The sequence below is a fragment of the Streptomyces sp. MGP-BFMKR1 genome, from assembly GCF_057766585.1.
In genome coordinates this window covers 5193415-5215779 of record NZ_CM173408.1, presented here as the reverse complement: position 1 = coordinate 5215779, position 22365 = coordinate 5193415, and the positions used below count along the sequence as shown (strand labels likewise).

General features: G+C 74.0%; 14 protein-coding genes and 1 pseudogene. 3 read left to right on the top strand and 12 right to left on the bottom strand.

Annotated features, from left to right (window positions below; genetic code table 11):
- Nucleotides 1-110: 110 nt before the first annotated feature.
- Nucleotides 111-761: a DUF4360 domain-containing protein gene (locus AC3CHW_RS20605; RefSeq protein WP_488467439.1), complete on the bottom strand. Its 651-nt coding sequence runs from the start codon at nucleotides 759-761 to the stop codon at nucleotides 111-113.
- Nucleotides 762-1260: 499 nt separating this feature from the next.
- On the opposite strand from AC3CHW_RS20605, the gene AC3CHW_RS20600 reads away from it, so the two are divergent.
- Nucleotides 1261-2034 carry a phosphotransferase family protein gene (locus AC3CHW_RS20600; protein ID WP_488467438.1) on the top strand — a complete coding sequence of 258 codons (774 nt, stop codon included), beginning with the start codon at nucleotides 1261-1263 and terminating at the stop codon, nucleotides 2032-2034.
- Nucleotides 2035-2143: 109 nt separating this feature from the next.
- On the opposite strand, the gene AC3CHW_RS20595 is transcribed toward AC3CHW_RS20600, so the two are convergent.
- From AC3CHW_RS20595 to AC3CHW_RS20565, 7 genes and pseudogenes are all read right to left on the bottom strand, one after another.
- Entirely contained in the window at nucleotides 2144-2770 is a 627-nt protein-coding gene (locus tag AC3CHW_RS20595) for a TetR/AcrR family transcriptional regulator (RefSeq protein WP_387593208.1), read from the bottom strand.
- A gap of 179 nt (nucleotides 2771-2949) precedes the next feature.
- Nucleotides 2950-3765 (bottom strand): annotated as a pseudogene (locus AC3CHW_RS20590) (enoyl-CoA hydratase family protein); the annotation flags it as partial.
- Between the two features lie 402 nt (nucleotides 3766-4167).
- Nucleotides 4168-5331 (bottom strand): acyl-CoA dehydrogenase family protein, encoded by a 1164-nt coding sequence (locus AC3CHW_RS20585; RefSeq protein WP_359322682.1) that lies wholly within the window; start codon nucleotides 5329-5331, stop codon nucleotides 4168-4170.
- Nucleotides 5332-5489: 158 nt separating this feature from the next.
- Nucleotides 5490-7622: an acetyl/propionyl/methylcrotonyl-CoA carboxylase subunit alpha gene (locus tag AC3CHW_RS20580; protein WP_488471119.1), complete on the bottom strand. Its 2133-nt coding sequence runs from the start codon at nucleotides 7620-7622 to the stop codon at nucleotides 5490-5492.
- A 56-nt stretch (nucleotides 7623-7678) separates the two neighbouring features.
- The gene (locus AC3CHW_RS20575) at nucleotides 7679-9277 is read right to left on the bottom strand and encodes an acyl-CoA carboxylase subunit beta (protein ID WP_488467437.1); all 1599 of its coding nucleotides are present in this window, start codon (nucleotides 9275-9277) and stop codon (nucleotides 7679-7681) included.
- A complete protein-coding gene (locus AC3CHW_RS20570) occupies nucleotides 9274-11124 on the bottom strand; it encodes an acyclic terpene utilization AtuA family protein (RefSeq protein WP_488467436.1) in 1851 nt (616 codons plus the stop codon). The genes AC3CHW_RS20575 and AC3CHW_RS20570 overlap by 4 nt, the downstream gene beginning before the upstream one ends.
- A gap of 80 nt (nucleotides 11125-11204) precedes the next feature.
- A complete protein-coding gene (locus AC3CHW_RS20565; RefSeq protein WP_488467435.1) occupies nucleotides 11205-12122 on the bottom strand; it encodes a TIGR03084 family metal-binding protein in 918 nt (305 codons plus the stop codon).
- A gap of 1685 nt (nucleotides 12123-13807) precedes the next feature.
- On the opposite strand from AC3CHW_RS20565, the gene AC3CHW_RS20560 reads away from it, so the two are divergent.
- Nucleotides 13808-14416, top strand: coding sequence for a carbonic anhydrase (locus tag AC3CHW_RS20560; RefSeq protein WP_398607497.1), 609 nt, complete (start codon nucleotides 13808-13810; stop codon nucleotides 14414-14416).
- A 123-nt stretch (nucleotides 14417-14539) separates the two neighbouring features.
- The gene (locus AC3CHW_RS20555; protein ID WP_488467434.1) at nucleotides 14540-16135 is read left to right on the top strand and encodes a SulP family inorganic anion transporter; all 1596 of its coding nucleotides are present in this window, start codon (nucleotides 14540-14542) and stop codon (nucleotides 16133-16135) included.
- A 193-nt stretch (nucleotides 16136-16328) separates the two neighbouring features.
- Here the strand turns inward: AC3CHW_RS20555 and AC3CHW_RS20550 are convergent, their stop codons facing one another.
- From AC3CHW_RS20550 to AC3CHW_RS20535, 4 genes are all read right to left on the bottom strand, one after another.
- Nucleotides 16329-17234 (bottom strand): antibiotic biosynthesis monooxygenase, encoded by a 906-nt coding sequence (locus tag AC3CHW_RS20550; protein WP_488467433.1) that lies wholly within the window; start codon nucleotides 17232-17234, stop codon nucleotides 16329-16331.
- 231 nt (nucleotides 17235-17465) lie between these two features.
- Nucleotides 17466-20579, bottom strand: a complete 3114-nt coding sequence (locus AC3CHW_RS20545; RefSeq protein ID WP_488467432.1) for an FAD-binding and (Fe-S)-binding domain-containing protein — start codon at nucleotides 20577-20579, stop codon at nucleotides 17466-17468.
- Nucleotides 20580-20785: 206 nt separating this feature from the next.
- Complete coding sequence (locus AC3CHW_RS20540; protein ID WP_398607501.1) at nucleotides 20786-21079, bottom strand: hypothetical protein; 294 nt, start codon at nucleotides 21077-21079, stop codon at nucleotides 20786-20788.
- A gap of 260 nt (nucleotides 21080-21339) precedes the next feature.
- The gene (locus AC3CHW_RS20535) at nucleotides 21340-22176 is read right to left on the bottom strand and encodes an ATP-grasp domain-containing protein (RefSeq protein WP_488467431.1); all 837 of its coding nucleotides are present in this window, start codon (nucleotides 22174-22176) and stop codon (nucleotides 21340-21342) included.
- Nucleotides 22177-22365: the final 189 nt, after the last annotated feature.

Here is a 22365-nt window from a genome sequence, read left to right as displayed (position 1 = left end):
GCCTGGCCCCTGGGCCAGGCGGCGCGCCCCGTTCGGCCGAAGGGCCCCGCTCCCTCCGGCCGTACGGGGGCCGCCGGCTCAGCCGGCCGCGCGACCGTCGAGCGCGCGGGTCACCGCTTGGGGCACTGCTTCCAGGCGAGGCGGTAGATGGTGTTCACGTCGCCGTCGGTGGAGTCCATGGTCATGAAGCTGGTCTGCTTCGGGTCCGAGGTGCCCGCGCTGACCCGCAGCTCGGTGTTGACGTTGAAGTTCCGCCGCGTGCCGCAGGGCGCCCAGACCAGTTGGCCCCAGTCAGTGCTGTCGGTGGCCTGCCAGTTGTCGTGGCGCGGGCCCTTGAACGCGTGCGTGCTGGACGTGGTCTCCGGCGAGCCCTGGAAGTAGAACGAGGACTTCTGCCTGCCGACGGCGCCGGGTTGGAGCGAGGCGTAGCCCCGGTAGTCGGCGCTGGCGACGGCGTACGTGAAACCGTGCGGGACATGCACCAGGAGGCTGAGCTGACAGTTTTTCCTGGCGTCGGTGGGGTCGGACGAACCGCCGACTCTCGCCAGGTACTGGCTGTACGTCACAGTGAAGGCGGTGTTGTCCGGGGCGACGGCCACCGCCGCGGTGTCCTTCGGGCACCCCGAGCCGTTCACCGTCTCGACCTCGACCCTGACCTTCTCGGTGGGCGGGTTGGGGGTTGAGGAGGCCGGGCTCTGGGGCGAGAGCGTCGCGCCGAACAGGCCAAGCATCGCGCCAGTCGCGAGTATGCCGGAGTGCATGAGAGATCAGTCCTTTGCCTTGGGGACGGGCGGTTCGAAACCGTGCGGGACCACCGAGGGGCTGGGGACGTACGTGGTGCGAGCGGTTGCCCCGGCCGGCGGCCGTGAACGAACGGTGGAGCGGAGAGGCACGTACGCGAGTGGCCGGATAGCCATGCGCATGCCAATGGTGCGAGATGTTAAGGAGTCGTGGAGGAACCGCCTAGGGCGAACTCAGGCCAAATGATGGGGCATACGACGTAGAAGGGGGCATACGTCGTAGAGGCGGTCTTGTGTCTTTCGGCTCCGCCGCGCCGCCAAGAGCCCGGCGTCAGGTCCGGGTTCCGGGCGGGTGTCGCCACGGGATGCTCGGAAGGTGGGGGCCTGACCTGGTCTGAGGCCGGAGGTCGGGGGTCGGTGTCGGGCACCAGGCCACCGCGTGGCGGGAGGCGGCCAGCCGCGTCACCGCACGCGATAAACCGGGCGACGTCCGCGACCGCCACCGGAATACTCGTCGCCCATGGATGCGGTCGAATCACCCGTGAGCCGGGACGAGGTCAAGGTCGTCGTCGCCCATTCCGAGCGCGCGACGCTGCGCGTCGGTGACGTGTTCCTGAAGGTGGACGCCGATCAGGCGCGTGTCGACACCGAGGTCAGGGCGATGTCGCTGGCGCCGGTCCCGACCCCGGAGATCCTGTGGCGCAAGCCGCCCGCGCTCGCGCTCGCCGCGCTCCCGGGGGCGACGCTCGGCAGCCTGGGTGGGGCGTCGACCGGGTCGGCGGCGGCGTGGGCCGCGGCGGGCGCCGCCATCCGGAAGCTGCACGACGGGCCGCTGCCGCCGTGGACCGGCCGGGCGGGGCGGAGCGTCGCGGCGCTGGTGGCGGAACTCGACGCCGAGTGCGAGAAGCTCGTGACGAGCGGCCTCCTCCCCGCTGACCTGGTCACCCGCAACCGCGAGGTCGCCGAGGCCGCGTTCCGGCCGTGGACCCCGGCGTTCACCCACGGCGACCTGCAGATCGCACACGTCTTCCTCGACGGCGACCGGGTCACCGGCATCATCGACTGGTCCGAGGCGGGTCAGGGCGACGCCCTGTACGACCTCGCCACCTTCACGCTCGGACACGAGGAACACCTGGACGACGTCATCGCCGGCTACGGCGCCGACATCGACCTCGACGTGATCCACGCGTGGTGGTCGCTGCGCAGCCTGCTGGCGGTCCGCTGGCTGTCCGAGCACGGCTTCGACCCGTTCGCACCGGGCTGCGAGGTCGACGCGCTCAAGGCCCGGATGTGAGGTGCGGGGAGCCTGGATGTGGGGTGCGGGCAGGCCGGGGGCGACGTACGCAAGACCGGGTGTGACGTGTTCCGTGGGCGGAGCCGGCCCCGTAGGCGGGACCGACCCGTCACCCCCGCCCCAGCACGTCGTGGATCAGCCGGGCCCACTGGGTGACCACCCGTTCGCGGCGCGGGGCGTCGTCCGTGAGGAGGTTGGCCAGGCCGAGGCCGCGGGCCATGTCGAGGAGGCCCTGCACGGTTTCCCGTACGCCGGGGACGCTCTCGTCGGCGCCGAGGAGTTCGATCGCCATGCGATGACTCTCGCGGCCGATGCGGGCCTCAAGTGCCGTGACGCGACCGCCGAGTTGGGGTTCGTTGGAGGCCGCGACCCACAGTTGGAGGGCGGCCCGGAACAGCGGGCCCGTGTAGAGGCTGACCAGGGCGTCCACCACGGCGTGGGTGCGTTCGGGGCCGTCGCGCTCGGGCGGGTCGGTAGCGCCGGCGAGCAGCGCGCGCAGGGCCGCCGAGCGTTCCTCGGCGACCTGCTCGACGGCCGCGGTGAACAGGTCCTCGCGGGTGGGGAAGTGGTGCTGGGCGGCGCCACGGGAGACCCCGGCGCGCTCGGCGACCACCGACACCGTCGAGCCCGCCCAGCCGTGCTCGGCAAGGCAGGCGATGGCGGCCTCAAGCAGCCGCTGCCGGGTGGCGCGGCTGCGATCCTGCTTGGGATCGCGTAGCGCCGGGCGCGTGGTCAACGGGGTTCCTCCACGGTGCTGGGCTCGGCGGGCCGCGCGGCGTGCGGCCCGCCATCGGATGGTGCGACCTTGGCCGGGGTGGCTGGGTTGGCTGGGTTGGCTGGGGTGGTGGGGGCTGGCCCAGCGGGAGCGGCCTCGGTGGAGGCGGAATCGGCGGAGGCCGACTCGGGTGTGGTGGGCGCCCACGCCGGGTCGCGGCGCTCCAGGAACGCGGTCATCCCTTCCCGGGCCTCGGCCGAGCCGAAGAGTCGGGCGGAGAGTTCGGCCAGCGCCGCCGTATCCCGGTCGAAGGCCCGCAGCACCTCGGCCGTCACCAGCCGCTTGGACTCCGCGAGCCCCTGCGGCGAGCCGCGACGCAGCCCGTCCAGGACCGGGGCCAGAACCTCGTCGGGGTCGCCGGCGAGGGTGATCAGGCCGATGCGGGCCGCCTCGGCGGCGTCGAAGCGCTCGCCGGTCAGGTAGTAGCGGCCGGCCGCGCGCGGGTCGAGCCGGGGCAGCAGCGGCATGGAGATCACGGCGGGCGCGAGGCCGAGCCGCGCCTCGGTGAACGCGAAGCTGGCCGCCGGCCCGGCCGCCGAGATGTCGCAGGCCCCCAACAGGCCGAGCCCGCCGGCGCGTACGTGCCCGGTGACGCGGGCGACCACCGGCACCGGCAGCTCCACGACGGTACGCATCAACCGCGCGAGGCCCAGCGGCCCGGCCACGGGCGCGCCCCCGTCGGCCGCGCCGCCGGACACCGCCTCGCTCAGGTCGGCCCCGGCGCAGAACGTGGTGCCCGTGTGGTCGAGCAGCACGGCCCGGGTCGCGGGGTCGGCGGCGGCGGCCTCCAGGCCGGCCAGCAACTCGGTCACCAGGCGGGACGAGAGCGCGTTGCGGTTGTGCGGCGAGTCGAGGGTGAGCGTGGCGATGCCACGGTCGTACGCGCGGCGCACGAGCGGCGCCGGCCGCTCGCCGGTCGTCGCGGGCTGCCCCGGTTGCTCGGGCGGGTGGGTCATCGGTCCGCCGACCTCCTTCCTGGGCTGGGTGGCTGGGAGGGCTGGGTGGCTACGTGGCTGGGGGCTGCTTGCTTGGGTGAGTGGTTGGGTGACTGGTGGGGGTTGGGTGGGGCGGCCGGTCGGGCTCGGCCGGTGGGCTGGAGGCGGGGCGCTTCGGTGCGCTTCGGGGGTCCATTGAACTGGATGGGCTACGGGACCCGTCGGTTCCGTCACGCGTGGCGGGGCCGCCCGTCCCCGTGTCGTACGAGCGCGCCCGGTTCGAGCGGTTCCGTACGAGCTGGCTCCGTACGGCCCGGTTTCGTACGAGCGGTCCCGTAGGAGTGAGCCCGTACGGGTGCGCGTCCCGTGAGGTGCGTCCCGTACGGGCTCCGCCCGCCCCCGAGCCGTGGGGCGGGTGAGCCGTCAGTACGACTTGGGCAGGCCGAGCGTGGTGTGTGAGACGAAGTTGAGGATCATCTCGCGGCTGACCGGGGCGATGCGGACCACGCGGGCGCCGGTGATGAGCGAGGCGAGGCCGTACTCGGAGGCGAGCCCGTTGCCGCCGAGGGTGTGCACGGCCTGGTCGACGGCCTTGACGGTCGCCTCGCCCGCCGCGTACTTCGCCATGTTGGCCGCCTCGCCGGCCGCCATGTCGTCGCCGGAGTCGTACAGGACGGCCGCCTTCTGCATCATCAGGCGGGCCAGTTCCACCTCGATGTGCGACTGGGCCAGCGGGTGGGCTATGGCCTGGTGGGCGCCGATCGGACTCTTCCACACCTCGCGGGTCTTGGCGTAGTCGACGGCCCGCGCGAGGGCGAACCTGGCCATGCCGAGGCCGAAGGCGGCGGTCATGATGCGCTCGGGGTTGAGCCCGGCGAAGAGTTGGAGGAGTCCGGCGTCCTCGTCGCCGACCAGCGCGTCGGCGGGCAGCCGCACCTCGTCCAGGGTCAGTTCGAACTGCTTCTCCGCCGCCGCGACCTCCATCGGGATCTGCCGGTAGCCGAAGCCGGGGGTCTCGCGGTCCACGATGAACAGGCACGGCTTGAGCTTGCCGGTGCGGGCGTCCTCGGTGCGGCCGACGATCATCGTCGCGTCGGCGACGTCCACGCCGGAGATGAAGACCTTGCGGCCGGTGAGCACCCAGTCGTCGCCGTCCCGGCGGGCGGTGGTGGTGATGCGGTGCGAGTTGGAGCCGGCGTCGGGCTCGGTGATGCCGAACGCCATCGTCCGCGAACCGTCGGCCAGCCCCGGCAGCCAGGCCCGCTTCTGCTCCTCGGTGCCGAAGCGGGCGATGACGGTGCCGCAGATGGCGGGCGAGACGACCATCAGCAGCAGCGGGCAGCCGGCGGCCCCCAACTCTTCCAGTACGAGCGAGAGTTCGACGATTCCGCCGCCCCCGCCGCCGTACTCCTCGGGCAGGTTGACGCCGAGATAGCCGAGCTTTCCGGCCTCGGCCCACAACTCTTCGGGGTGCTTGCCCTCGCGGACGACGGTGTCCATGTACGAGCGGCCGTACCGCGCGCCCAGGGCGGCGACGGCGGAGCGCAGCGCGCGGTGCTCCTCGGACTCGATCACGGCGTGGGACATGGGGCCTCCTCGGTGCGGGATGGCGTTCGGGGGGTGCGTGGGGCACACGGTGTGCCTGCGGTGTGCGGGGTGTCTGCGGAGTGCGGTGTGCGGGGTGCGGGGTCTGTGGTGCGTACGGGGCGTACGAGCTGAGGGGTACGGGGTGGGGGCCGGGCCGGTCAGTCGGAGACGACGGCGAGCAGGGCGCCGACCTCGACCTGTTGGCCCGGGGTCGCGCGCAGGGCCGTGAGGGTGCCGGAGGCCGGGGCGGTGATCTTGTGTTCCATCTTCATCGCCTCCAGCCACAGCAGCGGCTGGCCGGCCCGTACGGCGTCGCCCTCCGCCACGTCGGCGAGCCGGATGACGGTGCCGGGCATGGGCGCGAGCAGCGAGCCGGGCTCGGTGCGGGCGCTCGGGTCGGGGAAGCGGGGCAGCGGGGTGAGGGCGTACGCGGTGGGCTGGCCGGGTGGGCCGGCGGCGGGCGGCGGCGTGTCGACGTACACCGTCCCGTCCTCGTACGCGCTCACCGCAAGGGTTCGGCGGACGCCGGCCACGTCCAGGACGACCAGGTCGCGGGCGGCCGAGAGCAGGCGGACGCCGGGCAGGCCGGCGGCGTCCAGGCCGGCGCGGGTGAGCCGGTAGCGGACCTCGTGCTCGGTGCCGTCCGGCTCGCTGCGGTAGGTCCGGGTCTGCGGCTGGGACGGCACGTTGCGCCAGGCGCCGCCGTAGCGGGTGCCACCGAACCGGGAGCGCCCGCAGCCGTCCGCCAGCGCGGCGGCCAGCACGGCCAGGCGCACGCCCAACCCGCCGGCCCCGCTCGACTCTTCCGCGCGGGCCAACTCTTCCGGCGCCCCCAACCCTTCCGAGGTAGCCGCCTGGCCCGCGTCAGCGACCTCACCCGCCGCACCCGGGCCGGCATCCCCCGCCACCTCAACCACCCCGCCCGGGGCCAGCCCGGCCAGCCCGGTCAGCTCGGTCAGGTGGCGGTCGAGGAAGCCCGTGTCGAGGTCGGCGGCCTGGAAGCGCGGGTGGCGCAGGGCGCGGACGAGCAGGTCGCGGTTGGTGACCGGGCCGTGCAGGCAGGCCCGCTCCAGGGCGTGGGCGAGGCGGCGGACGGCCTCCGCGCGGGTGGGGGCCCAGGCGATGACCTTGGCCAGCATCGGGTCGTAGTGCGGGCTGATCGTGTCGCCGGCGCCGAAGCCGGAGTCCACCCGCAACCCGGCGGGTGGCAGCGGCTGGGCGGGGCCGGCCGGCGTCGTCGGGCCGAGGTCGAAGCGGCGCACCAGGCCGGTCTGGGGCTGCCAGTCGCGGGCCGGGTCCTCCGCGTACAGCCGGGCCTCCACCGCGTGCCCCGTGGGCTCGGGCGGCGCGGCGGGCAGCGGGTGGCCCTCGGCGACGCGCAGTTGCCAGGCCACCAGGTCGAGGCCGTGGACGCACTCGGTGACCGGGTGCTCGACCTGGAGCCGGGTGTTGACCTCCAGGAAGTAGCCGCGGCCCTGCGGAGAGACGAGGAATTCGACCGTGCCGGCGCCCCGGTAGTCGATCGCGGTGGCCGCCTGGGCCGCGGCCTCGTGCAGCGCCGCGCGCAGCGCGTCCGGCAGCGCGGGGGCCGGGGCCTCCTCGATGACCTTCTGGTGCCGGCGCTGGAGCGAGCAGTCGCGGGTGCCGAGCGTCCACACCGTGCCGTGCGCGTCCGCGAGGATCTGCACCTCGACGTGGCGCCCGCGCTCCACGTACGGCTCGGCGAACACCTCGCCGTCGCCGAACGCCGAGGCCGCCTCGACGCTGGCGGCCTTCATCTCTTCTGGCAGCGCGGCGAGTTCACGGACGAGCCGCATGCCGCGCCCGCCGCCCCCGGCAGCCGCCTTGACCAGCAGCGGCAGGTCGGCCTCCGTCGCCTCCTCGGGGCGTACGGGGGCGAGCAGCGGCACGCCGGCGTCCGCCATCAGCCCCTTGGCCCGGGTCTTGGACGCCATGGCCGCGATGGCCGCCGGTGGCGGGCCGACCCAGGTCAGGCCGGCGTCGATGACGGCGCGGGCGAAGTCGGGGTTCTCGGAGAGGAAGCCGTACCCGGGGTGGACGGCGTCCGCGCCGCAGGCCAGGGCGGCCTTCACCAGGAGGTCGGCGCGTAGGTAGGTGTCGGCGGGAGCGTTGCCCGGCAGGTGGACGGCGGCGTCCGCCTCGCGGGTGTGCGGGGCGTTCGCGTCGGCGTCGGAGTACCCGGTGGCGGTGGCGATGCCCAGCTCACGGCAGGTGCGGAAGATGCGGCGGGCGATCTCGCCTCGGTTGGCGACGAACAGGGTGGTGATCACTGATGCCTCGGCTTCGGTCGCTTCGACCACTTTGGTTACTCGGCTCACGGGGTGCCTCACATCCGGAAGACGCCGAAGCCGCCACGGGCGCCCTCGACCGGTGCGGTGTGAATGGCCGACAGGCACAAGCCGAGGACGGTGCGGGTGTCGCGCGGGTCGATCACGCCGTCGTCGTACAACCGGCCGGACAGGAACATCGGCAGCGACTCGGACTCGATCTGCTGCTCCACCATGGCGCGCAGCGCCGCGTCCCCCTCGTCGTCGTACGGCTGACCCTTCGCGGCGGCCGAGGCGCGGGCGACGATGGAGAGCACGCCGGCGAGTTGCTGCGGGCCCATCACGGCGGACTTGGCGCTGGGCCAGGCGAACAGGAAGCGCGGGTCGTAGGCCCGGCCGCACATGCCGTAGTGGCCGGCCCCGTACGAGGCTCCCATCAGCACGGACAGGTGCGGGACGGTCGAGTTGGAGACCGCGTTGATCATCATGGCGCCGTGCTTGATGATGCCGCCCTGCTCGTACTCCCTGCCGACCATGTAGCCGGTGGTGTTGTGCAGGAAGACCAGCGGGGTGTCGCGCTGGTTGGCGAGTTGGATGAACTGGGCCGCCTTCTGCGACTCGGCCGAGAACAACACGCCCTGGGCGTTGGCCAGGATGCCGACCGGGTAGCCGTGCAGGGTGGCCCAGCCGGTGGCCAGGCTCGGCCCGTACAGCGGCTTGAACTCGTCGAAGTCCGAGCCGTCCACGAGGCGGGCGATCACCTCGCGCGGGTCGAACGGGACCTTGAGGTCGCCGGGCACGATGCCCAGCAACTCTTCCTCGGCGTACGTGGGCGGCTCGGCCGGTGGCGGGTCGGCGTGCGCCTTGGCCCAGTTGAGGCGGGCGACGACGCGGCGGGCCTGGCGCAGCGCGTCCCGCTCGTCCACGGCGAAGTAGTCGGCGAGCCCGGAGACGCGGGCGTGCATGTCGGCGCCGCCCAGCGACTCGTCGTCGCTCTCCTCGCCGGTGGCCATCTTGACCAGCGGCGGACCGCCGAGGAAGACCTTCGCCCGCTCCTTGACCATGATCGTGTGGTCGGACATGCCGGGGACGTACGCGCCGCCGGCGGTCGAGTTGCCGAACACCACGGCCACGGTGGGGATGCCGGCGGCCGAGAGCCGGGTGAGGTCCCGGAACAGGGCGCCGCCGGGGATGAAGATCTCCTTCTGGCTGGGCAGGTCGGCGCCGCCCGACTCGACCAGCGAGATACACGGCAGCCGGTTGGCGCGGGCGATCTCGTTGGCGCGCAGCGCCTTCTTCAACGTCCACGGGTTGCTGGCGCCACCGCGTACGGTCGGGTCGTTGGCCGTGATCAGGCACTCCACCCCCTCGACCACGCCGATGCCGGTGACCAGGGCCGCGCCCACGGCGTAGTCGCTGCCCCAGGCGGCGAGCGGGGAGAGTTCGAGGAAGGGCGTGTCGGGGTCCACGAGGAGTTCGATCCGCTCGCGGGCCAGCAGCTTGCCGCGCTCGCGGTGCCGGGCGACGTACTTCTCGCCGCCGCCGGCGATCGCCTTGGCGTGTTCGGCCTCGACGGCGGCGAGCTTGTCGAGCATGGCCTCCCGGTGGGCGGCGTACTCGGGGCTCGTCGTGTCGAGCGCCGACGCGATGACGGTCACAACAGCACCTCCGGTAGGTCGAGTTGGCGGGCGCGCAGCCACTCGCCGACGGCCTTGGCCTGCGGGTCGAACCGGGCCTGGGCCGCGACGCCCTCCCCCAGCAACCCTTCGACGAGGAAGTTGAGCGCGCGCAGGTTGGGCAACAGGTGTCGGGTGATCGGCAACTCTTCGACCTCCGGGAGGAGATGACGCAGTCGCTCGACGGTGAGTTCATGGGCCAGCCAGCGCCAGCCGGCGTCCGAGCGCGCCCACACGCCGATGTTGGCGCTGCCGCCCTTGTCGCCGCTGCGGGCCCCGACGACGCGGCCGAGCGGGGCCCGGACCGTGGGCAGCCCGGGCGGCAGTGGCTCGGGCAGCGGCGGCGCGTCGAGCGGGGCCAATCCTCGGGTGTGCGCCGGCGGGTCGACGGAAAGCCGCTCGCCGCCGGGCAGCACCGCCGTGTGCGGCACGCCGGCCGCCGGCACGAACGCGGCCTCGAACACGCCGTACGGGGCGCCCTTGCCGGGCGGGGCGGTGACGTGGAAGCCGGGGATGCTGGCGAGGGCGAGTTCGACGGCCGCGCCGCTCAGCGCGCGCCCCACCGGATCCGGTCGCGGATCGCGCGCCACAAGCCGCAGCAGCGCGCTGGCCTCCTCCTGCACGGCGGCGTCCGCGCGGTCGGTCCGCGCCAGCGTCCAGCGCACCTCGGCGGGCCGCTGACCAGCCAACGCCTCCTCCACCTGGTCCCGGACGAGGGCGGCCTTGGCCTCGATGTCCAGGCCGGTCAGGACGAAGGTGACCTCGTTCCGCCAGCCGCCGAGCCGGGTCAACCCGACCTTGACGTCGGGCGGCGGGGCCTCGCCGCGCGCGCCGCTGATCCGCACCCGGTCGGACCCCTCCTGTGCCAGGCGCAGCGCGTCGAGCCGGGCGGTGACGTCGGGGCCCGCGTAGCGCGCGCCCTGCGTCTCGTAGAGGAGTTGGGCCGTCACGGTCTCGGTGGTGACGGCGCCGCCCGTGCCCGGGTGCTTGGTGATCACGCACGAGCCGTCGGCGTGGATCTCGGCGAGCGGAAAGCCGGGGCGGTACGGGCCGTGCCGCGCGGGGCCGGCCGGGGACGCCTGGTGCGGAAGGGGCGCGGCGAAGGGATGGTTGAAGGGTTCGGCGGAGGACCGGGAGGTGCCCGGCGGGTCCTGCGGGCGGGGCAGGTGTTCGGTGAAGAAGGCGTAGTTGCCGCCGGTGGCCTGCGCGCCGCACTCCAGGACGTGGCCCGCGACGACGGCGCCGGCCAGCGCGTCCCAGTCGTCCGGCGCCCACCCGAAGTGCGCGGCGGCGGGCCCGCTGACCAGGGCCGCGTCGGTCACCCTGCCGGTGACCACGACGTCGGCGCCCGCCCGCAGGCAGGCGGCGATGCCCGCGCCGCCCAGATAGGCGTTGGCGGTCAGCGCGCCCTGGCCCCAACCCTCGCGCTGGGCGCGCTCCAGCACGTCGTCGCCTTCCACGTGCGCGACCCGTACCGGGACCCCGACCCGGTCGGCGAGTTCGCGTACGGCGTCGGCGAGCGCGGCCGGGGCGAGCCCGCCCGCGTTGGCCACGATCCGCACGCCACGCTCGACGGCGAGCCCGAGCCCCTCCTCCAACTGCCGCAGGAACGTCTTGGCGTAGCCACGGTTCGGGTCCTTCAGCCGGTCCCGGCCGAGGATGAGCATGGTCAGTTCGGCCAGGTAGTCGCCGGTCAGCACGTCCAGCGGGCCGCCGGTGAGCATCTCGCGCACGGCGTCGAACCGGTCCCCGTAGAACCCGGACGCGTTCCCGATCCGCAGCGGCACCGGCGCCGGGAGCCCGGCCTGCGCGGCCTCGGCCCCACCCATCGGCCGCCCCGCCACACCCGAACCCTCCGCGCCCGGACTCGCTTGGCTCCAACTCTCAGCACCCGTACCCGCGTTCGCGCTCATGCCTCGCCCCCGTGTCGTTTGGTCCGGCAGCGGCCCGCGTCACCGGTCGCGACGCCGTCGGCGGCCGGGGACACCGCCGCGTGCGCGCCGGGGCCCGCGCCGTGCGCGGCGGCCACGGTGGCACCGGCCAGGCTTCCGGCGGGGCGGCCCGCGCCCGGCGGGCCGGCGAACGCCTGGGCGATGCCGAGCCAGCGCCTGGCTTCGCCGCCGTCCACCCGTAGGGCCAGGTCGTCGCGGTGCGCGCGCTGCGTGACAAGGAGGCAGAAGTCCAGCGCGGGCCCGCTGACGCGCTGGGACGCCTCGGGCGGCCCGTACGTCCACAGCGCCCCGTCGGGCGCCGTCAGTTCCACCCTGAACTCTTCTCTGGGTGGGGCGAGTTGATTGATCGCATAGGCGTAGTCGCGTGCCCGTACGCCGATGTGGGCGATGTGCCGCAGCCGGGCGGTGGGCGTGCGGCGCACGCCGAGCGCGTCCGCCACGTCCTGCCCGTGCGCCCAGGTCTCCATCAGGCGGGCGGTCGCCATCGAGGCGACCCCCATCGGCGGCCCGTACCACGGCAGCTTCGCGCCCTCGGGCCGCGCGGCGAGGAGTTCGCCGAGCGCGGCGCGGCCGGCGCGCCAGCGGGCGAGGAGGGTGGCCGGCGGCTCCAGCGCGCCGGCCGCCGCACCCTCGTCGACGAAGCGCTCCGGCGCGGCGGCGGCCTTCTCGACCTCCCGCGCGAACACCTCCGGCGCCGACGCGGCCTCGCTCGCCCGCGCGTCGGTCCAGGCCAGGTGGGCGATCTGGTGCGCGATGGTCCAGCCGACGGCGGGCGTCGGCCGGGCCCACTGACCGGGGTCGAGCCCGGCGACCAGCGCGTCCAGGTCGTCGCCTTCGGCCCGTAGGTCATCGAGCAGGGCGGCGGTGTCGGCCATGTGCGCTCCCCATCTCCTCGGGTGCTCCTCGGGTGCTGTTCGGGTGCTGCTCGGGTGCTCTCTTCCGGTGGTGCTCGTCGCGATGGTCGGACCGCTCGCGCCCACCGGCGGAACGGCCCGTTCGGACAGCGAGCCGGCCCGGTTCGGTCAGCGGCCGGAGCGGGGCCGCGCGGGGGACGGGGCGGCACCGCTCATGCGTGGATCAGAACGGCTCGGGACCGAACCAGCACGGCTCGGGTTCGGATCGCGACGGCTCACAAGCGGGTCAACAGCGGATCGGGACGGGCTCGGGTCAGGCGGGCGACGGGCGTTGGGGATCGCCGGCGCGGTCGTGGGCACGCCGCGCGGCGAGCGCCGGGGCCATGCGCCCGGCGCCGAGAACGAGAGTGGCAGCGCCGCCATAAACAAGCAAGCGTGATTGCATTATTTTTTCGCGAGCGACGCCCGCCGCCCGCGCCCCTTCCGGCCCCTATCGCACCCCCTATCGGCCTACAGCGGCGCGTCAGCGAAAGGATTCGGGCGAACTCGGTGGCCAGATAAGACCAGGTGGGCGAGGTCACAGTGGCATTCGACCGTCTCAGGTGACGGTCCGCCGTCAGCAACTTGCCGCACTTTGTGGCTAGTTGGGACGTCAGCCACGCCATACACCCAGGTCATAGCGGTCGTCCGAAACCGCATATCGGCCGCTCTCCACAGCTCGGAAACCAGACGTTTACTTCGGCGCGCGCGCGTGCGCAGTCATCGGGTTATACGCTGAAAGTCCTGGGCGCGAGCCAGGGACACCCCTTACTCAGCGGGTGTTTTCTCCAGGTCTCCTGAACTCTCGGACGAGGGCGGTGCGGTGGTACGGAAACGGGCGGCACTCAGCCTGCTGGCAGCCGTGATCGGCGCCATGCTGGCCGTGCTGTTGAGCGTTCCGACCGCGCAGGCCGCCGCCCCCGCCCCCGCCGGTTCGTACAGCGCCGGCCAGGCGGCGGAGACCCTCAGGCTGTGTGAGGACACTCCACGGCAACCCCGGCAGGGCGAGGAGTTGCCCGCTCGGTCATCGTCGTCGGGCCGCTACGGCACGACCCAGACCGCGCCGCCAACCTCCCGGCCGTGCAGCTCGACGCCCGTCACGCACGCCGCGCGCGCGTGTGGCGCCCCAGGGCCGGGCGGTCCCGACTGTGCGTCCCTCGGGCAACACCGAGAACGCAGGGCGGCACTGCCCGTCATGCTCCAGGTCTTTCGCTGCTGAGATGGCCGCGTAAGAGCACCGGACCGGCGCCCACGCCCGGCCCGGACCCACACCGCGCTCCGCGCCGGGCCCACCGTCGTGCCCCGTGGAACCGCGGACCGGCCGCACCCCGGCCGTAGCGGTCCGGACCCGGCCCTCAGTGGCGGTCCGCTCTCCCTGGCGACCTTCCGAGCATCCAACACACCCCTGACGCGCCGCCCACGCCGCGGGTACGCCACCGCGTGCCCCCGGTGACTCCCGCGCGCCCCATCCGGGCGCGGCACCGACCGGTGACGATGGCCGTACCTCGGCCCCCACACCGGTGGTTCCCCCTGGGCCGCGCGTCGGCCGCCCGTCAGGAGCGGCCACCCTCTCCCCCGCTCGGAACGGCTCCGCCTGGGCCCTCCCTGTCCCCTATACGCCAGTTCGTACCGATGCGCACCCCCCTTCAGCGCAGGAGGCAACTGACATGAAATCCCTCATCGACCACGCCCGTACCTTCCGTGACCAGCTCCACCAGCGCGCCGACCTGGCCGCGCTGGCCGCCGGACAGTCGCCGGAGGCGCTGTTCATCACCTGCTCCGACTCCCGCGTCGTCCCGTCGCTGATCACCGGCGCGCGCCCGGGCGGGCTGTTCGAGCTGCGTACGGCGGGCAACATCGTGCCCGCGTACCGCCCGGAACACCCCAGCGGCGAGACCGCCACCATCGAGTACGCGGTGGAGGTGCTCGGTGTCGCGGACATCGTGGTGTGCGGCCACTCGCACTGCGGCGCCGTCGGCGCGCTCGTCCGTGGCGAGGACCTGACCGCCGTACCGGCCGTCTCCAACTGGCTGGCGCACGCCACCCACTCCCCCACCGGGCCCGACGGTCCGCTGGAGCCAGGCGACCACGGGCCCGAGGTCGCGCTCCCGGTCCAGGCGCACGTGCTGGCCCAGTTGGAGCGGCTGCGCGGCTACCCGTGCGTCGAGCGCCGGCTGGCCGCCGGCACGCTCGGGCTGCACGGCTGGTTCTACGAGGTGCACACCGGCGCCGTGCTCGAACACCGGCCGGCCGACGACGCGTTCCTCCCGCTGTGAGCCCCGATGACGGACGACGCTCACCCGACGGTCGAACCGTCCGACTCCGCCCAGCCGCCCAGACCGCCCGCGGCTCCCGGCCCCGTGCCACCGAGCCGCGGCAAACCGCATCGCGAGGACACCATGCGCCCCACCGCCCTCACCCTGCGGCGTGACTTCGCCGCCTCACTCGTCGTCTTCCTCGTCGCCCTGCCCCTGTGCGTCGGCGTCGCCGTCGCCTCCGGCGTGCCGGCCGAAGTAGGGCTGATCACGGGCATCGTCGGCGGCATCGTCACCGGCCTGCTCCCCGGCAGCAGTCTCCAGGTCAGCGGCCCGGCTGCGGGCCTGACCGTACTCGTCTACGAGGCGGTCGAGACGTACGGTCTCGGCGCCCTCGGCGTCATCGTGCTGGCCAGCGGGCTGGCCCAACTCGCCCTCGGCGCCCTGGGGTTCGGACGCTGGTTCCGTGCCATTTCCATATCCGTGGTCGAGGGCATGCTCGCCGGCATCGGCCTGGTCATCATCGCCGGCCAGTTGTACGCCATGGGCGACATCACCGCGCCCAAGACCGGCCTCGACAAGATCACCGGGCTGCCCGGCCTGGTCGGCGACATCGCCGGGAGCGGCGACGCGCTGATCGCCTTCGCGGTCGGTGCCGGCGTCGTGGTCATCCTCGCCACCTGGCCGTACCTGCCCGCGAAGGTGCGCGTCGTGCCCGGCGCGCTGGCCGCCGTCCTGCTGGCCACCGGCGTGACCGCGCTGGCCGACCTGTCGATCGCCAAGGTCAAGGTGCAGGGCCTGCTCGACTCGGTGAACGTGCCGGGCGGCGACGACTTCGGCGACCTGGCCCAGGTCGGGATCATCGGCACCATCGTGGCCTTCACCCTCATCGCGTCCGCCGAGAGCCTGTTCAGCGCGGCGGCGGTGGACCGGCTGCACGACGGGCCGCGGACCGACTACGACAAGGAGCTGATGGCGCAGGGCGCGGGCAACACGCTCTGCGGCGTGCTCGGCGCGCTGCCGATGACCGCGGTCATCGTGCGCAGCTCGGCCAACGTGCACGCCGGGGCCGTCACCAAGGCGTCCCGGGTGCTGCACGGCGTGTGGCTGCTGCTGTTCGCCGCGCTGCTGCCGGCCGTCATCGGCCTCATCCCGCTCGCCGCGCTCGCCGGCGTCCTGGTGCACGCGGGGTGGAAGCTGCTGCCGCTGGGCCACCTGGTGCCGATGTGGCGCAAGCACCGGGGTGAGGCGATCATCCTGGGCGTCACGGCCATATCCATCGTGGCGGTCAACATGTTCGAGGGCGTGCTGATCGGCCTGGCGCTGTCCATCATCAAGACGGCCTGGGAGACCTCGCACATCCACACCTCGGTCAGGGAGACGCCGAGCGGCACCATCCGTGTCTCCCTCACCGGCAACGCGACGTTCCTCCGGCTCCCGAAGATGCTCGACACGCTGGAGGGGCTGCCGGGCGACCGGCCCATCGAGCTGGACCTGTCCGGCCTGCGCCACCTCGACCACGCGTGCAGCACGGCCCTCACCAGTTGGGCCGAGCGGCACAACGACGAGGGCACGGTGCCGGTACGGATCGCCGCCGAGGCGCAGGTCGACGGCGCGGCGAAGGCTCCGGACGACGCCACGGCCGACGCCAGCGCCGACAGCACGGCCGAGGCCGACGCGCTGCCGCCCGCCCCGGCGGACGGGCTCACCGAGAAGGAGCGCGAGCGGGTGACCGCCTGACCCTTGCCCCGACCGCCCCGCCCCGCCCCCGCCACGGGGGCGGGGCACGCACCACCGGGCCGGACCCGGCGACCCCCGCCGCGCCCGGCCCGGTGGCGTGCCCGAACTGTGCGCGGGCGTGGGCTGTGGGTGCGCCCGATCCGTTCGCGTGCGGGCGTGGGCGTACGAGGGCGCGTACGGGTACGCCGGAGGCTCAGGCGGAGTCGGGGCGGGGGGCGGTGCCAGTCCAGCTCAGGTGGTACCGCTGGAAGCCGGTGGACTTCAGGCCGGGGAACGCCAACTGGCTCTCCCACTGGTCGGCGTCGCCGTCGCCGTCGCTGTCGCCGGTGGCCCGCGGGGCCTGGGTGGGCTCGGGCCGACCGGTGTCGGGCTCCTCATGGGCGTCGGGCTCCTCGCCGGCGTCGTCGGCCGGGTGGTCCTGGTGCATCGAGGCCAACGCGTCGATGTGTGCCTGGGCGCTCACCCACTCCGCGTAGTTGAGCACCCGCGTGCCGTCCGTACTCACGTGGAAGTGCGCCGCGAGCAGCCCGTCGAAGTCGTCGACCTCCGGCTCGTCCCCGTCGAACCAGCCGTCCACCCAGCGCCGCAGCCGCGCCTCGTCCGGGCCGTCGAAGTCGATGGTCACGGCGATGGCGCAGCCGACGGCCGGGGCCTGCGGGCCGCGCGCGCCCGGCGTGAAGGCGCTGCGGTACAGGCGGTAGGACGTCACCCCATCGCGCTCGATGCCCGGCACCGCGGCGTCGATCTCGGCCGCGTGCGCCACCTGCCGCCCCGCCCGGAGGTACGCCTCGCGCGCCGCCTCGTTGGTCCACTGCGCGTAGTGCAACAGCGTCTCGCCGTCGGTGCCGGTGTACACGCTGTATCCCAGCAGCTCGGGCGTGGGCCAGGGCAGTCGCTGCCAGGTGGCGGCGATGGCGTCCACGGCGGCGCGCTGCCGCTCCGGGGTGCCGACCCGCCAGGTGCTGAACGTGGCCAGGCCAGCGTCGGCCCTGGTGGCGTCCGGATAGGCGGGCGGCCCGCCGGCCGGTTCGGCCGCCTCGCGCGCCTCGGCCGCCCCGACCGGCCTCGTGGGCGTGGTCGTACGGTCCTCTGCGGTCATCGCCGGTCTCCTCGTCGTCCGGGCGGCGCGCACGCGCGTGCGTGCCGCGCATGTGTGCCGGACCGCGCCGTGCCCCGGGCCCGGGCGCCGGGCGGCGTCGCCCTTGCCGTCCCCTGCCGTGAGCGACGCACGCGTGCGCTGGCCTGCGGGCCGGGGGCGCGGCGCGGATGGTGACCATCCTCGAACTTCAACCACGGTTGAGGTCAAGCCCCGCTCGGGACGGGCGGCGGCTCACTCTTCGTCCCGCCGTTCGGCCAGCGCCTCCGCAAGCACCTCGGCCAGGTGACGGGCGCGCTGGCCGCCGAGTTGGTGGAGTTGCGTACGGCAGGAGAACCCGTCCGCCAGCACCTCGGCTCCGGCGGGCCGGTCCCGTACGGCGGGCAGCAGCGCCTCCTCGGCGCAGGCCACCGAGACCTCGTAGTGCCCGGCCTCGAAGCCGAAGTTGCCGGCGAGGCCGCAGCAGCCGCCGCTGAGTTCGCCGGTCAGCCCGGCCCGCTCGCGCAGCGTGCGCTCGGCCGCGTCGCCGAGCACCGCGTGCTGGTGGCAGTGGGTCTGGCCGACGACGGGACGGTCCACGCGCGGCGGGTGCCAGTTCGGCGCGTACTGGTCCAGGGCCTGCGCGAAGGTGAGCACCGACGCGGCGAGTCGTGCCGCGCCTGGCGTGTCGGGGCCGAGGAGTTCGGGCAGGTCGCCGCGGAGTGTCGCGGCGCAGCTCGGTTCGAGGACGACCAGCGGCAGCCCCGCGTCGAGGGCCGGGGCCACCGCGTCCACGGCCCGCCGCATCACCTGCTTGGCCCGGTCGAGCTGGCCGGTGGAGACCCAGGTCAGCCCGCAGCACAGCGGCCGGCCCGGCCCGGTGGGCGGCACGACGACCCGCAGCCCGGCGTCCTCGAGGACGGCGACCGCGGCCCGTCCGACGTCCGGCGCGAGGTAGCTGGTGAAGGTGTCGGGCCACAGCACCACGGTGGGCCGGTCGCGGCCCTGGTCCCGGCCGCGCTCCCGTACTCCGGGGCGGCCCACCCGCCGCCGGGCCCGGGCGCGCCACCAGCGGGGGAAGGGTTCGGCGGCCAGTTCCGGCAGGTCGCGCTCGGGCGCGATCCCGCCAACTCGCCTGGCCAGCGCGGCGAGTGGCCCGACCCGGGCCGCCGCGTTCGCCACCGGGGCCAGCCGGAGCGCGGCGGCGGCCCGTAGCCACACCGGCAGCCAGCCCATGGCGTAGTGCGCGGCGGGCCGTAGCCGGCCGGCGTAGTGGTGGTGCAGGAACTCCGCCTTGTACGTGGCCATGTCCACGCCCACCGGGCAGTCGGTGCGGCACCCCTTGCAGGACAGGCACAGGTCGAGCGCGTCACGCACCTCGGTCGAGCGCCAGCCGTCCGCGATGACCTCGCCGGCGAGCATCTCGTGCAACAGCCTGGCCCGGCCCCGGGTCGAGTGCCGCTCGTCGCCGGTGGCCCGGAACGAGGGGCACATCACGCCGGCGCCGCTCACGGACGTCGTACGGCACTTGGCCACGCCCACGCAGCGCCGCACCGCCGCGGAGAAGTCGCCGCCGTCCTCCGGATAGCCGAACGCGACGTCCACCGGTTCGCGCGGCAACACGGCGAACCGCAGGTTCTCGTCCAGCCGGTGCGGCCTGGCCAGCATGCCCGGGTTCATCCCGCCGGCCGGGTCCCACAGGTCCTTGAACCGCTCGAAGAGTCGGACGAGTTCGCTCCCGTACATCTTCGGCAGCAACTCGGCCCGCGCCTGCCCGTCGCCGTGCTCGCCCGAGAGCGAACCGCCGTGCGCGACGACGAGGTCGGCCAGGTCGTACGAGAAGGCGCGGAAGCGCGCGATGCCGGGCTCGGTCAACAGGTCGAAGTCGATTCGCACGTGGATGCAGCCGTCGCCGAAGTGCCCGTACGGCGTGCCGCGCAGACCGTGCTGGGCGAGCAGCGCGCGGAAGTCCCGCAGGTAGCCGCCGAGCCGGGCCGGCGGCACCGCGCAGTCCTCCCACCCGGGCCACGCCTCCGTGCCATCCGGCATCCGGGTGGCCGTGCCGGAGGCGTCCTCGCGGATGCGCCACAGGGCGCGCTGGTGGGCGGGGTCGGTGATGACGGCGCTGTCGGTGCACCCGGCCGCCGCGTCGCGCAGCAGCGCGCCGGCGTGCGCCCGCGCCTGCTCCGGGCTGTCGCCGCCCACCTCCACGAACAGCCAGGCCCCACCGCGCGGCAGTGACGCGGCGGCGACCGGTCCCACGAGGTCGCTGGCCATGCCCTCGACGGTCAGCGGCCCGTGCGGCAGCAGCGTGCTGGCCGCGTCGGCGGCGGCGTTCTCGTCGGCGTACCCGAGGATCGCCAACACCCGCGCCCCCGGCGCCCGCACCAGCCGTACCGTCGCCTCACTGACCACCCCGAGGGTGCCCTCGCTGCCGGTGAAGGCCCGCGCCAGATCGACGCCGCGTTCCGGCAGCAGCGCGTCGAGCGCGTACCCGGAGATGCGGCGCGGCAGCTCGGGGAACCCGGTACGCAGCAGCGCGAGGTTGCCGTCCACCAGCCCCCGCAACCCGTCCCGCAGCCGGGCGGGCAGCGCGTCCAGGCCGCCGCCACCCTCCCCGAGGAGCCGCACCCGCTCGCCCCCGTACAGCAGCGCCGTCACCTCCCGCACGTTGTCGGCGGTGGTGCCCCAGGCCACCGAGTGCGCGCCGCAGGAGTTGTTGCCGATCATGCCGCCGATGGTGCAGCGGCTGTGCGTGGACGGGTCGGGCCCGAACGTCAGCCCGTACGGCGCGGCGGCCGAGCGCAGGTCGTCGCAGATGACCCCGGGTTGGACGACGGCCGTACGGGCCCCGGGGTCGAGCGAGACGACGCGGTTCAGGTACCGGGTCGTGTCGAGCACGACCCCGACCCCGGTCGCCTGCCCGGCGATCGAGGTCCCGCCCCCGCGCGGCACGACGGGCACCCCGTGCTCGCGACAGACGGCGAGGGTGGCCGCGATGTCGTCCGCGTCGCGCGGCGCGACGACGGCGAGCGGCACGCGGCGGTAGTTCGAGGCGTCCATCGTGTTCAGCGCGCGGGCGGTGGCATCGCCGGCCACGTCGCCGCGCACGGCGGCGCGGAGGGCGTGGGTGAGGGCGCGTGTTTCGGCGCTGGGTTCGGCGCGGCTTTGGGGTTGGCGTTGCGGCTGGGGTTGGGTCGCCGGGCGGCCGGGTTGTTTCCCCTGCCCTGTGGTGGCTGGGCTGTCCTTGGTGGGTGGGCTGTCCTTGGTGGGTGGCCCGTCGCCGGTCGCGGGGTGCTGGCCAGCCGGCCGCGCGCCTGGCTGCCGGTGGTCGTCGCCTGGGTCCGGATCGTTCCGCTTCTGCGCCATGGGTCTAGCGTGCCCGGGGTGGAGTGGTGGGGGCGGGGTGGCGCACGGGAGGAACACAACCCCCGCCCCGCAGGCTGGCCAGCCCCAGCTTCCAGCCCCCAGACAGCAGCACCCGGTACCTGACGCGGGGCCGGGATTGGGGTTGGGGCCGGGGCCGGGGCGTACGGCCAGACCGCACGCCCCGACCGAACCGCATCACGCACCGGTCAGTCGCACTGCTCGCACAGGTGGCCGCGCCGCACGACGACGGGCAGCGACCGGCCCACCCCCGGCTCGGGCACCCAGCGGCCACGGTGGGAGCGGCGCTGCGGTGGGCCGTACGGGGACTGCCAGGCCGGCCGGTCGGCGACGGCCGAGGCGCGGAGTCGGGCGGCGAGGGGCTGGTGGGTGAGGGTGAGGCGGAGGGTGTTGTTCACCCGGAAGCGCGCGGAGGCGGACAGGGAGCAACGGCGGAGGACGATCGACAGCGAGGTGGGGAAATCCACCCGGGTTGTGGACACAGAGAAATCCCGTTTCCAGTGAGAGGACCGCAGCGAAAAGCAGCGCGGCGCACACGGCGACGCGCGACGGAACAGCGCTCGGGGGTTCTCACCTGGTGTACAACGGCACGTCCTTGACCGGAGAGCGGATGACTACGGGCGGAAGGACGGTAACGGCCCACGGGAGCCCGACTCCACTCTTTTTCCGGCCGGGTGGCGAGTCTCTTTTTCTGCCGGGTGGCGGCGGCGTACGACGAGGGCCCCCTGCTGCCGCGCCCATCTCAGAGCTGACGAGGAGTCTCCAGGAACTGATGGAGGGACGATGTCATGCTCTCCACGAAGGAGTCACGGGTCCGCTCGGGGACCAGGTCCAGGGACAGGTACGGGTTGAGATCCTCCAGCTCGACGAGGAGCAGTTCGCCGTCCTGGGTGCGGCAGGCGTCTACGCGCTGGATGCCGTGGTCGATCGTGTTCCAGTCGATGAAGCGCCGCGCGAAGGCCAGGTCGGCGTCGGTGGGCTCGTAGGGTTCGAGAACCCAGCGCCGCTCGGGGTCGGGGGCGTTGAGGGCGTACTGGAAGGTGGCGTCGACGTAGTAGAAGGACACCTCGTAGCGGAAGTCGACGCGCGGTTGGACGAGGACGTCGCCGTAGGCGAGGTCGCCCAGGTGCTCGCGGGGCAGGAAGGTCAGGCCGATGGAGTCCGCGCCTGTCCTGGGCTTGACGGCGTACTGGTCGACCTCGGGCAGCAGGCGCAGGTCCTCGGGCTGGTCGATGGTGGGGATGACCGGGTATCCGGCGGCGGTCAGGTCCAGCAGGTACTGCTTGCCCGCCATGTCACCCCGCCCGGACAGCGGGTTGTACACGCGGGTGCCCCGGGTCATGGCCTGCTCGCGGAAAGTGTCGTACGCCTTCTGGTAGTGCAGCACGGGACCGCTGTTACGAACGACAACCCCGTCGAAGGTGTCCATCAGCGAAACGGCATCCAGAGGATGGCACAGGGCGATATCGAAGGCGTCCCGCAGTCGCGAGGTCAGAAAGATGTCCTCGTCGCAGTAGCGCCGCCCCCGCGCCTGGTAGGCGAGGTCGGTCACGAACAGAACCTGGCGGCGGCCGGGCATCGGGCATCTCCTCACGTCGTCCAGGAAACCTACAGTGGGTTCAGACGCCGCCGTCGGCTGCCCCTCACAGCCAGCACTCACGGCCCCGGCTATCGAACCGGCAACCAAAGGGGTGCCGGTAGCAACTCGTCGCCAAGCCCGCTGACGTGTACGGGCCCCCGCCCGCGCCCGCGCCCGCAGCCACTTCCG